The sequence below is a fragment of the Rhizobacter sp. P2_H2 genome (assembly GCF_056403375.1).
Genome location: NZ_JBFUFP010000065.1, coordinates 1 through 12,704, shown reverse-complemented (window position 1 = coordinate 12,704; position 12,704 = coordinate 1). Strand labels below are relative to the sequence as shown.

Annotated in this window: 13 protein-coding genes; 4 read left to right on the top strand and 9 right to left on the bottom strand. The window is 67.2% G+C overall.

What is annotated here, in order from left to right:
• Nucleotides 1–85: 85 nt before the first annotated feature.
• Entirely contained in the window at nt 86–2,779 is a 2,694-nt protein-coding gene (locus tag AC1D15_RS06780; RefSeq protein WP_477825398.1) for an RHS repeat-associated core domain-containing protein, read from the top strand.
• Complete coding sequence (locus AC1D15_RS06775; RefSeq protein ID WP_477825397.1) at nt 2,780–3,067, top strand: hypothetical protein; 288 nt, start codon at nt 2,780–2,782, stop codon at nt 3,065–3,067. It begins immediately after the preceding gene.
• Nucleotides 3,068–3,139: 72 nt separating this feature from the next.
• Here the strand turns inward: AC1D15_RS06775 and AC1D15_RS06770 are convergent, their stop codons facing one another.
• On the bottom strand, nt 3,140–3,283 hold the full coding sequence (locus AC1D15_RS06770; RefSeq protein WP_477825396.1) for a hypothetical protein: 144 nt from the start codon (nt 3,281–3,283) through the stop codon (nt 3,140–3,142).
• Nucleotides 3,284–3,325: 42 nt separating this feature from the next.
• On the opposite strand from AC1D15_RS06770, the gene AC1D15_RS06765 reads away from it, so the two are divergent.
• Nucleotides 3,326–3,646, top strand: coding sequence for a hypothetical protein (locus AC1D15_RS06765; protein ID WP_477825395.1), 321 nt, complete (start codon nt 3,326–3,328; stop codon nt 3,644–3,646).
• A gap of 70 nt (nt 3,647–3,716) precedes the next feature.
• On the opposite strand, the gene AC1D15_RS06760 is transcribed toward AC1D15_RS06765, so the two are convergent.
• Nucleotides 3,717–4,067 (bottom strand): hypothetical protein, encoded by a 351-nt coding sequence (locus AC1D15_RS06760; protein WP_477825394.1) that lies wholly within the window; start codon nt 4,065–4,067, stop codon nt 3,717–3,719.
• A gap of 175 nt (nt 4,068–4,242) precedes the next feature.
• Between AC1D15_RS06760 and AC1D15_RS06755 the strand changes: the two genes are divergently transcribed.
• The gene (locus AC1D15_RS06755) at nt 4,243–4,596 is read left to right on the top strand and encodes a hypothetical protein (protein WP_477825393.1); all 354 of its coding nucleotides are present in this window, start codon (nt 4,243–4,245) and stop codon (nt 4,594–4,596) included.
• Between the two features lie 33 nt (nt 4,597–4,629).
• Here AC1D15_RS06755 and AC1D15_RS06750 read toward each other — a convergent pair whose 3' ends face one another.
• The 7 genes from AC1D15_RS06750 to AC1D15_RS06720 form a co-directional block, all read right to left on the bottom strand.
• Nucleotides 4,630–6,753, bottom strand: coding sequence for a TonB-dependent receptor family protein (locus tag AC1D15_RS06750; RefSeq protein ID WP_477825392.1), 2,124 nt, complete (start codon nt 6,751–6,753; stop codon nt 4,630–4,632).
• Nucleotides 6,754–6,790: 37 nt separating this feature from the next.
• Nucleotides 6,791–7,960 carry a serine/threonine-protein kinase gene (locus AC1D15_RS06745; RefSeq protein WP_477825391.1) on the bottom strand — a complete coding sequence of 390 codons (1,170 nt, stop codon included), beginning with the start codon at nt 7,958–7,960 and terminating at the stop codon, nt 6,791–6,793.
• Nucleotides 7,961–7,966: 6 nt separating this feature from the next.
• Nucleotides 7,967–8,845, bottom strand: coding sequence for a PEGA domain-containing protein (locus AC1D15_RS06740; RefSeq protein WP_477825390.1), 879 nt, complete (start codon nt 8,843–8,845; stop codon nt 7,967–7,969).
• Between the two features lie 175 nt (nt 8,846–9,020).
• Nucleotides 9,021–9,749 (bottom strand): phosphonate metabolism transcriptional regulator PhnF, encoded by a 729-nt coding sequence (gene phnF, locus AC1D15_RS06735; RefSeq protein ID WP_465113641.1) that lies wholly within the window; start codon nt 9,747–9,749, stop codon nt 9,021–9,023.
• The gene (locus AC1D15_RS06730; protein ID WP_465113640.1) at nt 9,746–10,840 is read right to left on the bottom strand and encodes a TIGR03364 family FAD-dependent oxidoreductase; all 1,095 of its coding nucleotides are present in this window, start codon (nt 10,838–10,840) and stop codon (nt 9,746–9,748) included. Before AC1D15_RS06730 ends, phnF begins: the two co-directional genes overlap by 4 nt.
• On the bottom strand, nt 10,837–11,679 hold the full coding sequence (phnX, locus tag AC1D15_RS06725; protein WP_477825389.1) for a phosphonoacetaldehyde hydrolase: 843 nt from the start codon (nt 11,677–11,679) through the stop codon (nt 10,837–10,839). The genes AC1D15_RS06730 and phnX overlap by 4 nt, the downstream gene beginning before the upstream one ends.
• Nucleotides 11,676–12,704: 2-aminoethylphosphonate--pyruvate transaminase (locus AC1D15_RS06720; RefSeq protein WP_477825388.1), on the bottom strand; the 1,029-nt coding region annotated here is incomplete at its 5' end. The genes AC1D15_RS06720 and phnX, both read right to left, overlap by 4 nt.

Genomic DNA, 12,704 nt, shown 5'->3' with positions numbered 1-12,704 from the left:
GGGCCGCGTGACTCGACAGTTCGAGTTGAACGCAGCGGGTGGCCCGGCTTCGATCGACACCTCGTACAACGGCTTGACCACCACGGTGAGCGATGCCAAGGGAAATCCGCTCGTCTACGTCAAGAATGCGGCCGGGCAGCTCGAGAGCATCACCGACAAAAAGGGCAGGCTGACTCGCGAATACGATCCGCTGGGCAATCTGGTGCGAACCACCGACGCTGCCTTCAACGTCGTTTCGATCTCGTACGACTCGCGCGGGCGCAAGACTGCGCTGTACGACCCGGACCTCGGCGTCGTGGCCTATTGCTATGACGCACTCGGCCAGCAGAAGGCACAGCAGGATCAGAAGCTGCGAGGTGGTGCGGTGCCGATCGCCTGCCCAGCCATTTCCGATGTGGGTACCACCGCATCCGATGTGGCGGGGTGGGTGACCATGGCCTACGACAAGCTCGGCCGCCAGACCGCACGCAGCGAGCCGGACCTGAAGAGCAACTGGTACTTCGACAGCAGGACGTACGCCGATGGTTCTCCCCCTTGCAAGACGGGGATCGGACGGCTTTGTGAGGCCACGGCCGGCAACGGCTATGCGCGCCGGCATTACTACGATGACCTCGGTCGCCCGAGCACTGTCACGACCTTTGCCAATGACAAGGTCTTCACCACGAGCACGGGCTATGACGCGATCACCGGACGCGTGAGCTCGCGGACGTATCCGACCGGCCTTCAGATCAACAATGTCTATACCGCGCGCGGCTATCTGCGGCAGGTCGTCGATGCACGCAACAACCTCGCCCTGTGGACGCTGCAGCGCCAGAACCCGAACGGTGCGCCGCTCGAGTTCAAGTACGGCAACGACTTGGTCACCACGAACACCTACTTTCCGGATGGGCTCCTGAAGACCAGCCAAGCAGGGTCGAGCGGCACGGTCAGCAACTTGGTGTATGGCTACGACCTGAATCGGAACATCAACAGCCGGCTGGATGTCAGCGCCGGCATCACGTTGACCTATGTTCACGACGAGTTGAACCGGCTGACGAGTGAAACGCGCTCCGGCGGCGCCTTGAGCACTCCGCAAGTGATGGGCTGGGGCTACGACGCCATCGGCAACATCACCACTCGCACAGAGGCCGGTGTGACGAACACCTATCTCTACAACACGAGCGGGCAGGGAAGCCAGCGCCCCCACGCGGTGGCGGGTGTGAGCGGGTCCGTCAATGGAGTAGCAGCGCCGCGCTACGCCTATGACGTGAACGGCAATCTCGAATCCGGCGCCGGCCGCACGGTGGCATGGACCGCATTCAACATGGTGCGGAGCGTGAGTTCCGCTGGGGCGGAGGTGAGCTTCCTCTACGACGCCGAGCACGAGCGGACGGTGGAACGGTATTCGCGCAGTGGAGTGCCGCAGCGGAGCACTGTGTATATCAATCCGAGCGCCGGGGCAGGTTTGTTCTACGAAGAAGAAACCGGCGCTTCAGGTACGAAGATGAAGCATTACATCAGCGCGGGTGGTCCTGCCTTCGCGCTGATCGTCTGCACATCGAACCCGTGCACGAGCGTCGCCAACACCACGACGCAGTACTGGCACAGGGATCACCTGGGCTCCGTGGTGGCCATCAGCGATTCGACGAGCGCGGTCGAGCACCTGGCCTTCGAGCCGTTCGGAAAGCGGCGCAACAGCAATGGTGTGACCGACACCAACGGGCAACTCATCCCGATCAATACGGATCGTGGCTTCACCGGCCATGAGCACATGGACGAGGTGGGGCTGATCAACATGAACGGCCGCGTGTATGACCCCGCGCTGGCTCGCTTCATGAGTGCGGATCCGCAGATCACCTATCCAGACGCGACAGGTAGCTACAACCGCTACAGCTATGTGTTGAACAATCCGCTCGGAATGACGGATCCGTCGGGTTTTGATCCGTGGGGTGCGGAGAGCACCTATGGGAGTTCAGGGGCCAGCTATTCGAATGGATCCTGGTCGTTCAGTTGGGGGCAGTCAGGAGGCAACTACAACCTCGGCCTCCCGGTCGCCAGCTATGGGGCGACCTACTCGGTCTTCGGCGGGAACGTCGGGTGCTATTCCTGCGGGATTCCTTCGGCCGATTCATCGATGGCCTTTATGGGCGGATATTCTGAGCAGAGCAACATCAGTTTGGCTGCCGGCGGGATCAATTCAGCGGGAGGCGACCGGGCTACCATCAGCTCCTCTCCGAATTTCTTCGTGGACAATTTCGTTGGCCGGATTGCAGGGCACATGGTCGCGCCGCTTGCACTGTTCACTACGGACAACCTGAATCCGTTGACGGGTTATTATGAGAATTTCAATGGTTATAAGAGGGCAGAGGCGACGATTGGTCTATTGACGCTTGGCATCGGTGGGGAAGCTCGTACTGAAGCGGTTGTGGTCAAGGAGTTGGCTACTGCTGCAAAGGGGCTGGGTGGTTTTAAAATTGGCATGTCGGCAGAGGAAATCTCGGCACTCAATCGAACTTTCGGAAATGGTGTTGCCTACCGGGAAGTCGACAACGTTCTGGCGAATGCGTCCAGATATGATGGTTTCTATAACAAGATGGCCTCCGTGATTCGTGATATCGCGGGCGGACATCTGTTTGAGAATGGGAATAAGAGAACGGCTGTTGCTGCAGTTGAGTCGCTGATCTCCCGGAATGGCGTGAATGGACCGCCACAGGCGCTGATCTGGAATGTGGTAGATCGCGTTGCGACTGGTGAGTTGAAAGATGTTCGAGCAATTTCTAAGGCGCTGCAGGGCTTCTAAATGAATACAATTGACTTCAAAGAATTTGCGGCCGAATGGGGTGTCGATTTGTCGATGGCGCAAGCTTGGACTGATTTGCTTCCCCTCATTGAGCGAATTTGTGAAACGAAGCGGGGCTACTTCATCTTTAAGGTCGATGGGGAGCGGCCAACCCGCAAGTACACGTTTACGCTGAATCTGCCCTATCCCGCAGATGTTGTTTTGCGGAGAGACACGGATAGCATGGAGGATGGCTTGGTTGCGATTGTGCAAGACCTTCGCTCTACGGGAATTCATCCCGGCGACTAGTGCTGAAGGGCGGGTCGGTCGTCGGGTGGTCGATCACGGTGGCGTCCCCAGTGATCAGCCCAACTGCCAATTTCACTTCACCGGATCGCACTGATCCACCTCGCACTGCCCGCTCGACCCGATGCCCATCGTGTAGACGGCTGCGATGTTCTTGCCTAGCGCGAACATCATCATCGCCGTCGCCACCGCCGCCTTGTTCTCGCTCTTGATGAGCATCCCGAGAGCGGACTGTCCCATCCCTCAATGAAAGGAATTTCAATGATCCCCATCAAATCACCGATCACATTTCTATCCTGCTTGATCGCAGGACTGGTCATGCAGATCGCACCGCTGAACGCCTATGCATACATAGAATGCACCCTGACGCCGGTGAAATTCTATGTGGGCGACTCCATCCTGTGGGTCAATTACCAGGAAGGTGGCGTTGGCACCATCGCGCAGTCAAGCCCCGACTTCAAACCAGTCTTCGCCGTCATCATGACGGCCATCACGACGCAGAAATCGGTTCTTGTCAGGTATTCCGACGGAGCGGGTTGCACGAGTCAACAAGACATCAAAGGCATCTGGCTGTCGAGGTGACGGAAACAGGGGTGAGGAGCGGGCGTCGGGAAGCCCGCGGAGCGCTTTCTGGGGGCGCGTCGACCTCAGCTCACTCCACCGGATCGTACTGATCCACCTCGCAATGCCCGCTCGTCCCGATGCCCGTCGTGTAGACGGTCGCGGTCTTCTTGCCCAGCGCGAACATCATCATCGCCGTCGCCATCATTGCCTTGTTCTCGCTCTTGATCAGCATCCAACCGAAAGGCGCACCGTTGCAGTTGGTCGGGCGCCCGGCGTCCAGCCTGATCAGGTAACCGGCGGGCGTGCTGGTCGTGTCGACGACGGTGCCGGTCACGTAGGCAGCCTGGACCTGCGCTTGTGCGCCGAAGGTTGCCAACGCGGCACTGGCGGCCAAAGCAACTCGTGCCGCGCGGAAGGTCTTCAGACAGGTACGTTTCATGTGTGCTTTCGAAGAGGAATGGGTATGTGGCTGGGACGGCGAACAGCACCGCACAGCCTGCGGATTTTCTCCGCAGTCATGCGCGATACGCCACCCTCACTGGGCATCACCCGGTTCCGCGCTCCGGCCTGTGAACTGTGATGGCTGCCAGTTTTTCAATTCAAAGGAGGATGTGATGAAGCATGGATTCCGGACGGCAATGGCCGTCGCTCTGTCGCTGGCCACGCAGGCCAGTTGGGCCAACTACGCATGCACCGGATTGGTCGACTACCTGGGCGTCGACCAAGGCGGGGCGGTGGTGGTGGCGCTGAAAGACGCAACACCGATCCACAAGATCTGCTCGATCGGAGCCCAGGGCTCCTTCTTCATGCTGCCGGCCGCATGTAAGACGGTCTATGCGACGTTGCTGGCAGCCAAGCTGTCGAACCGGAGCATGACGGTTTTCTACAACGAGAACGGATTCACTTGCGGCTCTCTGCCGCAATGGGAAAACGTTCCGGGTGTCTACTTCATCCAGGGGCCGAACTGAGCGACCGCCGGGCGCCTCAAAGACCGCCCATGCTCAGAAGGCGTAGCGGCCGGTGATGCCACCTACCCAATTGCGCTCCGGCGCCGGCTCGAAATAGCGGGCATTGCCCTCATTGACGATCACCGACCCCGCATAGGTGCRATCGAACACGTTGTCGACCCGCACGAAGCTGCTGAACTGCCAGGCGCCGATGGGCAGCACATGCCCGACGCTCGCACCGACGGTGGCCTGCCCGCCAGCCGCATCCGAGTTCATGTCATTGACGAACACCTTGCTCAATGCCCGCACGTCGACCCCCGCGCGCCAGCCCTGCGGCGGCGCCCACGCCAGGCTCGCCTGCAAGCTGCTGCGCGCGATGCCTGGAATGCGCTGCCCCGACGCGATCTCGACGTTTGGTGCGGCACACGGCGTGGCGGCGCAAGTCATGAACGCGTCGCGGTAGCGCGCATCGAGCCAGGTGGCCGCCGCCTGCGCCTTCCATGGCTCGGGCAGCGCCGCGACGGCGCTGAGTTCCAGCCCGCTGCGCCGCGTGCTGCCCGCGTTCTGGAAGGTCGATCGCCCACCGGTGTTGGTCAGCGTGACGATCTCGTCCGACGTGCGAGTCTGGAACACCGCCGCGTTGAACTCGCCGATGCCGTCCAGCCGGCTCTTCACGCCGAGTTCCAGGCTGCGGCTCGTCGCAGGCTGCAGCGCGAAGTTCAATCCCGTCGCGCCATTCGGCCGGTAGCTCAGTTCGTTCAGCGTCGGCGTCTCGAAGCCCTTGCCGGCCGTCGCATACAGGTGCACCGAGCGGCTCGCGGCCCACAGCACGCCCAGCACCGGCAGCGTCGCGCGGTGGTCGGCGCGGCCGCTGTCGTCGGGGTTGGCACCCACGATGTAGTTGTCGTGCGATTCGAAGCGCACGCGGCTGTGCCGCACACCGGCGTTCAGCGTCCAGTCGGCCGCCGGCTGCCACGAGGCCTGCAGGTAGGGGTCGATGTTGCTGACGAAGTTGGTCTCGTCGCGCCGCATCGCCCCGCGCTGGCCGCGTTGGGGCGTTGCCGCATCGCCGGTGTAATCGAGATACCCCTGGCGCAACTCGCGCAGCCGGTCGTAGGCCAAGCCGCCGATCAGCGTCAATGGCCGGTCTGCGACGGCGGTCTTCGTCGTCCAGCGCCAGTCGGTGCCGCTGTAGTCGCGCCGCAGGTCGATCACGCCGCCGGGGTGCAGCGCGTTGTTCGCCTGCGTCGCCACCGGAATGGCCTGGAACTGCTCGGTGCGCCGGTGCCCGCCGTACACCATCACCCGCAGCGCGTGGTCGGCCGACACCCGCCGGTCGAGCACGATGCCGGCCTGCGTCTGCGAGACGGTCTTGCGCGTGTCGAAATCGGTCGCGACCGGATCGGCGCTGCGCGGATTCGCATCGAACGCGGCCCGCGTCAGCCCGAGCGGATCCTGCGCGAACGGCAGCGCAACGCTGTTCAGCACCACGCTCCATCGCGTGTCCTCGTCCGCGCGCCACACCAGCTTCGCGTTGCCGATGTCGCGCCGCGCGGCGCCGTGGTCGCGGTAGCCGTCGGTCTCGAAATGGCTCGCGCTCAGCAGGTAGCTCAGCCGGCCTTCGGCCCCCGAGAGCTTGCTGCTGGTGCGCATCGCGCCGTCGCTGCCGCCTGCTACGCCGAAGCTCAACGCTGGCCGGCCGACACCCTCTTCGGTGAACACCTGCAGCACGCCGCCCGACGAATTGCCGTACAGCGCCGAGAACGGCCCGCGCAGCACCTCGATGCGCTCGACCGAGTTCAGGTCGACGTTGGTGATCTGGCCCTGCCCGTCGGGCAGCGTGGCCGGGATGCCGTCGACGTAGAGCCGCACGCCGCGGATCCCGAAGGTGGATCGCGCGCCGAAGCCGCGCACCGAGATCTGCACGTCCTGCGCGTAGTTCTGCCGGTCGCGCGCTTGCAGGCCGGGCACGCCGGCGAGGCCGTCAGAAAGATTGACCTGCAGCCGGCCGTCGCGCAGCGTGTCGCCATCGATCACGTCGATCGAGGCCGGCACGTCGAAGCGCGGTGTCTCGGTGCGGGTGGCCGTCACGGTGACGGTGGGCAGCACCTGCTGGGCCGGGGCGGCGGGGGCCAGCGCGCACAGCGCCAGCGCCGAGAAAGCGGTTCGTCGATTCATGCGCGCTCGCCGGGCCATCGACATGCCGTCACCGGCGCTAGCCGATCACGATCGCCACGCTGGTGAACAACGCGGCCGCCAGCGTCGCCGCYAGCAGCCACGGCCCGCGCCGCCAGCGCTGGCGCGGCGGGGGCGGCGTGGCGAGCAGGTCGCCGTCGCGCAGCCGCACCAGGGCGGCCTCCGAATCGAAACGCCGCGACACCGACAGCAGCGCCATGTCCGGCGCGAACGACGCGCGCGTCATCGACTGCGTCGTCGCGAAGCTCTGCGCCAGCGGCGTGAACGAGGTCATCGAGACGCCGGCGCCGGGCGGCGTTTCGCCGTCGGCGGCCTCGTCGGCGCTCGGGTCCGACAGGCTGCTGCGGCAGGCCAGCAGGTCGGCCGCCAGCGCCTCGGCGCTCTGGTAGCGGTCGGCCGGCTGCTTGGCCAGCGTCTTCGCGACGATCAGGTCGAGCACCACCGGCACGTCCGGGTTCAGCCGGCTCGGGATCGCCGGCTCGGCATGGCCGATCGCGTACATCAGCTGGTTCACGTCGGCGCCGTTGAACGGCGTCGTGCCGGTCAGCATCTCGTGCAGCACGACGCCCAGCGAGAAGATGTCGGCCCGGTGGTCGATGTCGTTGCCGGCGATCTGCTCCGGCGACATGTACTTCGGCGAGCCGAGGATGGTGCCGGTCTGCGTGATCACGTCAGACGTCGGGATGCGCGCGATGCCGAAATCCATCAGCTTCGCGTGCCGGCCGTGCACCAGCATGATGTTGGCCGGCTTGATGTCGCGGTGCACCACGCCCTGCGCATGCGCGACGCCGGCGCCCAGCGCCACCTGGCGCACGATGTCGACCGCCATCGCGAGCGAGACCCGGCTGCTCGCCAGCCGGTCGCGCAGCTCCACGCCCTCGAGCAGCTCCATCGCGAGGTAGGCCCAGTCGCCGTCGCGGCCGACGTCGTACACCGTCACCAGGTTCGGGTGGTTCAGCCCGCCGGCGGCGCGCGCCTCCTGCTGGAAGCGCACCGCGTGCTCGGCGGCGGCATCCTCGCCCATGTACAGCGTCTTCAGTGCGACCGGGCGGCCCAGCTGCTCGTCATGCGCGCGGTACACCACGCCCATCGCGCCGCGGCCGAGCTCCGACTGGATGCGGTAGCGGCCCAGTTGCGACGGGAGGCGCGGGTCGACGTGCGTGTGGATGATGGTGTCTGGAGAGTTCACGGCGTCTCAGTTTCCGAGCCGGCGGCGCAGGTCCTGCCAGAAGCCCGACTTGCCCTGCTTGACCGGCTTGGCCGGTTTCGGGGCCGCGACGAAGCGGTGCTGGATCGTGATGCGTTCGCCCGGCGCGACCTGAACCTCGGTACTGTACGGCGGGAAACCGGCCGCGGTCAGTTCCAGCGTGTGCGGGCCGCTCGCGAGCTCGATCTGCGTCAGCGGCGGCGTGCTGCCCTTGTGCTCGCCGTCGACCGACACCTCGGCCTGCGGCTTCACGTCGAACACGATCACCGCGCCCTGGGTCGCCTCGCGCCATTCGTCCAGCCCCCAGCGCACCGCGATGCCGCCGCCGATCAGCAGCGCGCTGCCGATGATGCCGCCCAGCAGCAGCCGGCGCTGGTACTGCAGGCTCGCCTGCGGGTTGATCGCGAACAGCTCGTGCGTGCGCACCTGGTCGTCGATCGAGGTGCCGGCCAGCTCGAGCCGGCGCGCCGCGCCCGGCGAGTTGACATCGAGCGCGTCGCGGAAACTGCGGGTGGCCAGCATGCGGCCCGGCTTGGCGAAGGTGGCGATGGCCGCCGCGGTGCTCAGCCCGTCGCCCATCAGCGCGGGCCCGCCCTGGGCGTCGGTCACCAGCTTGACGGCACCGTGGTTCAAGCCGACCACGGTGCGCCGGCTGCGGCTCTTGCGGGCCAGGCGCTGCGCGACGTCGAACGCCACCAGCGGATCGGCGGTGATCACGATCGCGATGCCGTCGCGGGCGTCGAGCACGACGCGCTCGCTGGCAGGAACTGCGTCCAGGGCCGCTGCGGCGCGCGACTCCAGCCGGGCTTTCAGCGTCGCCTGCTCGGTCACCGATGAGCTGCCGAACTCCCGGATGCGGGCGAACACGACGCTCGCAGGCCTCGCGGTCGGGACTCGGTTTTCTTCAGGCATCGGGGGCGCAGGCGTTCGGATGGGCAATGGGAGACGCGATTGGAAACGCATTTGAGCCTACCACCGCCCCCCCGCCGGTGGCGGGATGCAACCGGTTGTGCCATACGTCACGCCGATAGCGGGTGATTGCTCACGGCTCGACGACCACCTGCACCATCGCGCTGTTGAACCGGGAGATGCCGTACTCGATCGGCCGGCCCGCGGCGTCGACGTAGACGCTCTCGACGACCAGGATCGGCGTCGCCGGCGGCTGCTTCAACTGGCGTGCCACCGTCCGCTCCGGCGTTTTCGCAGTCACCCGGCCGAGGCGCCGCTCGAAGCTGTCGACGCCCAGCCGCGCCAGCGCCAGGTGCGTCTTGCCGAGTTCGCGGTAGACCTGCGCGATGCCGGCAAATCGCGGCAGCGGGAAATACTGCGTGCAGACGCCGACCACCTTGTCGTCGACGACATCGAGCGAATCGACCTGCACGACGCGGCTGCCGGCCGGCAGCTCCAGCAGCGCCAGCACCTCGGGCTCGGGCACCCGCTCGGCGTCGTGCGTCAGCCGGCTGGCGCCGACCCGCCGCGCCTTCGCGAGGCTGTGCGCGAAGCGGCTGCGCCGGCCGAGCGCATAGTCGATCGCCTCCTCGCGCACGAAGGTGCCGCGGCCGTGCAGCACCTCGACCAGCCCGCGCTCGGCCAGCGCCTTCACGGCCTGGCGCACGGTGTGGCGGTTGACGCCGAAGCGATCGGCCAGCGCCAGCTCGTTGGCCAGCCTGCCGGTGACGCGCCCGCCGAGGATGTCGTCGGCGAGTGCCTTCTCGATCTGCAGCCAGATCGACACACCCGCGCTGCGCGTCAGCGGAAGCACGCCGCTCATGCCGCGATCACCCGTTCGGCCAGCGCCGGCGCGATGCTCATGCCGACGCCCGCGGTGATCGCCACCGCCTGCACGCCCGGCGCCGGGCTCAGCACCTCGAACGGCCGCGGCCCGCTCGCGTACACGCCCTGCCAGCGCTGCAGCACGCGCAGCGGCTGCCCGAGCAGGTCGCCGGCGAGCGCCAGCAGCAGCTCGTCGACCTGCTCATCCTGGAAAGGCACGACGCTGCCACCGTAGCGATGCGAGTCGCCGACCACCAGCTCGCCGCGCTCGCCCAGCTGCTGCACGATCAGGTGGATGCCGTGCTCGAGCAGCGCCGGCGTGTCCTGCTGCACCCGGCGGCGCAGCGCGTCGATCCCGTCGACGCCGGCGAACGACGGGTAGTGCAGGCACGACAGGCCGGTCAGCAGCGCCTGCCCGTAGCGCGGCCCCGGGTTCGCGAGCCGCAGCATCTGCAAGGCACAGCGCTGCAGCGCGAGCGGTGCGAAGGCCGCGGGGTACAGGGTCTGGAAGTCCGAACCGCTGCAGACGATGGCGCGGTCGGTCGCGAAACGCCCGCGCGAGGTCTCGATCCGCGGCAGCTCGATGGCATGCACCTGTGTCCCGACATGGAACTCGACGCCGTACCGTTCGGCGAGCCAGCGCGCGAAGGCGGGGATCACCTCGCGGGCTTCGAACGCGATCTCTTGCGGGCTCCACAGCGCGCCGATGCCGTTCAGCGAACGATCCGCCACCTGCGCGGCCGTCCGCAATTGCGTGGTGTATTCGCTGCCCTTCAGCGCATGAAAGGACTGCAGCAGCGCCCATTCCGCCGCGTTGCGGGCCACCGTCAGGCTGCCCTCGGCCTGGTACCAGGTGCCGAGGGCTGGCAGCAATTCGAGCCACAGCCTTCGGCTGCGCCGTGCCAGCTCGAGCATCTCGCCCGCCGGCTGGCCGAGCACCAGCCCGAGGCCGAAGTTGCGCACCGAGGCGCCGACCGCCTGCGCATCACGCTCGAACACGCTGACCCGCCAGCCGCGCCGGGCGGCGGCCCAGGCGTGCGCCAGGCCGACGACACCCGCGCCGACGATCGCGAGCCGTCCGCTGCTCACGGCCGCTCGCCGCGCGCGAGTCGCGCCTCGATCGCCTCCAGCACCGCGGGCAACCCGGCGACGCTGTCGATCACGAAATGCGACCCGGCCTGCGCCAGCTTCGCCGCCGCCCGGCGGCGGTGCGCCTGCAGCTCGTCCGGCGCCAGCGCCTGCAGCTCCGCCAGCGTCAGCCCGGTCTCGTTGCCCRACAGCGACAGCCCGACCGTCCACATGCCGGCCGCGAGGCCTTCCTCGATGCCCGGCACCGTGTCGTCGACCTTCACGCAGGCGGCGAGCTCGCCGATGCCGAGCTCGATCACGTTGGCCAGCGCCATCCACGGCCCCGGCCGCCCGCCTGCTTTCAGGTCGTCGGTCGCGACCGCATGGTCCAGCCTCAGGCCCTGCGCGGCGGCGTGCGGCAGCAGCCGGTCCATCACGACGCGCGGGTAGCCGGAGCACGAGCCGAGCTTCAGGCCGCGTGCACGCAGCGCGGTGACGACGTCCAGCGCGCCGGGGATCAGCGTCGAGTACTGCGCGACCCGCTCCACCTGCAGCGGCATGAAGGCGGCGTACAGCGCATCGACGTCGTCGCGGCCCATCGAATGGCCAAAGCGCGCCTGCCAGCGCGCGGCCACGCCGGGCTGCCGGCCGAGCGCCTGGATGTGGTCCCACTTCGCGAGACCCATCGGCACGCGTGCTTCGGCCAGCGTGATCTCGATGCCGAAGCCGGCGAAGGCATCGATCAGCACCTGGGTCGGTGCGAACGAGCCGTGGTCGACCAGCGTGCCGGCCCAGTCGAAGATGACGGCCTGCAGTGGGCCCTGGTAGCGGCGGGTGTGGCGGTAGGGGGCCTGGTTCATGCCGATGCTCCCATCTCGTCGAGCGCATGGCCGATCGCATCGATCGCCTGCCCGATCTCGGCGCGGCCGATCGCGCCGATGCAGCCGACGCGGAAGGTCTCGACCGCCGTCAGCTTGCCCGGGTACAGCACGACGCCGCGTGCCTTCACGCGCTCGTAGAAATCGCTGAAGTTCCAGCCCGGCCCGGCGGGCGCATGCACCGTGACGATGATCGGCGCCTGGATCGCGGCCGGCAGGAAGCTGCGCAGCCCGAGCCGCGCGAGGCCGGCCAGCAGCGCCTCGCAGTTGTCGCGGTAGCGGGCCAGGCGCGCCGGCTGGCCGCCCTCGGTGTCATGTTGGTCGAGCGCGGCGGCCAGCGCGGCGAGCACGTGCGTCGGCGGCGTGTAGCGCCATTGCCCGGTCTTCTGCAGGTAGCGCCACTGGTCGTGCAGGTCGAGCGACAGCGAATGCGCGCGACCCTCGGCCTGCGCCAGCGCGCTCTCGCGCACCAGCGCGAAGCCCATGCCGGGCACGCCTTCGAGGCATTTGTTGCTGCTGGCGATGACCGCGTCGAAGCGCAGCGTGCGCGCCGGCAGCGGCAGCGCGCCGAAGCCGCTCATCGCATCGATGACGAGGCGCCGGCCGGCGCGCTCGACCACGTCGGCCACCGCCTGCAGCGGGTTCAGGATGCCGGTGCTGGTCTCGCAGTGGATCACGCCGACGTGGGTGATGGCTGCGTCGGCGGCGAGGGCGTCGGCGACGCGCGCCGGGTCGACGGCCGCCGCCTCGCCGAAGTCCAGCACCTGCACCGCGCGGCCCATCACCGCGGTCAGCCGCGCCATGCGCTGGCCGTAGGCGCCGTTCACGAGCACCAGCAGCTTGCCGTCGCGCGGCAGCAGCGTGCCGATCGCGGCCTCGACCGCGAAGGTGCCGGAGCCCTGCAATGGAACGCAGACGAACTCGTCGCCGCCATCGATCACGGCCAGCAGCCGGCGGCACACATCCGCGGTCAGCGCGTTGAAGCGGCCGTCCCACGAGCCCCAGTC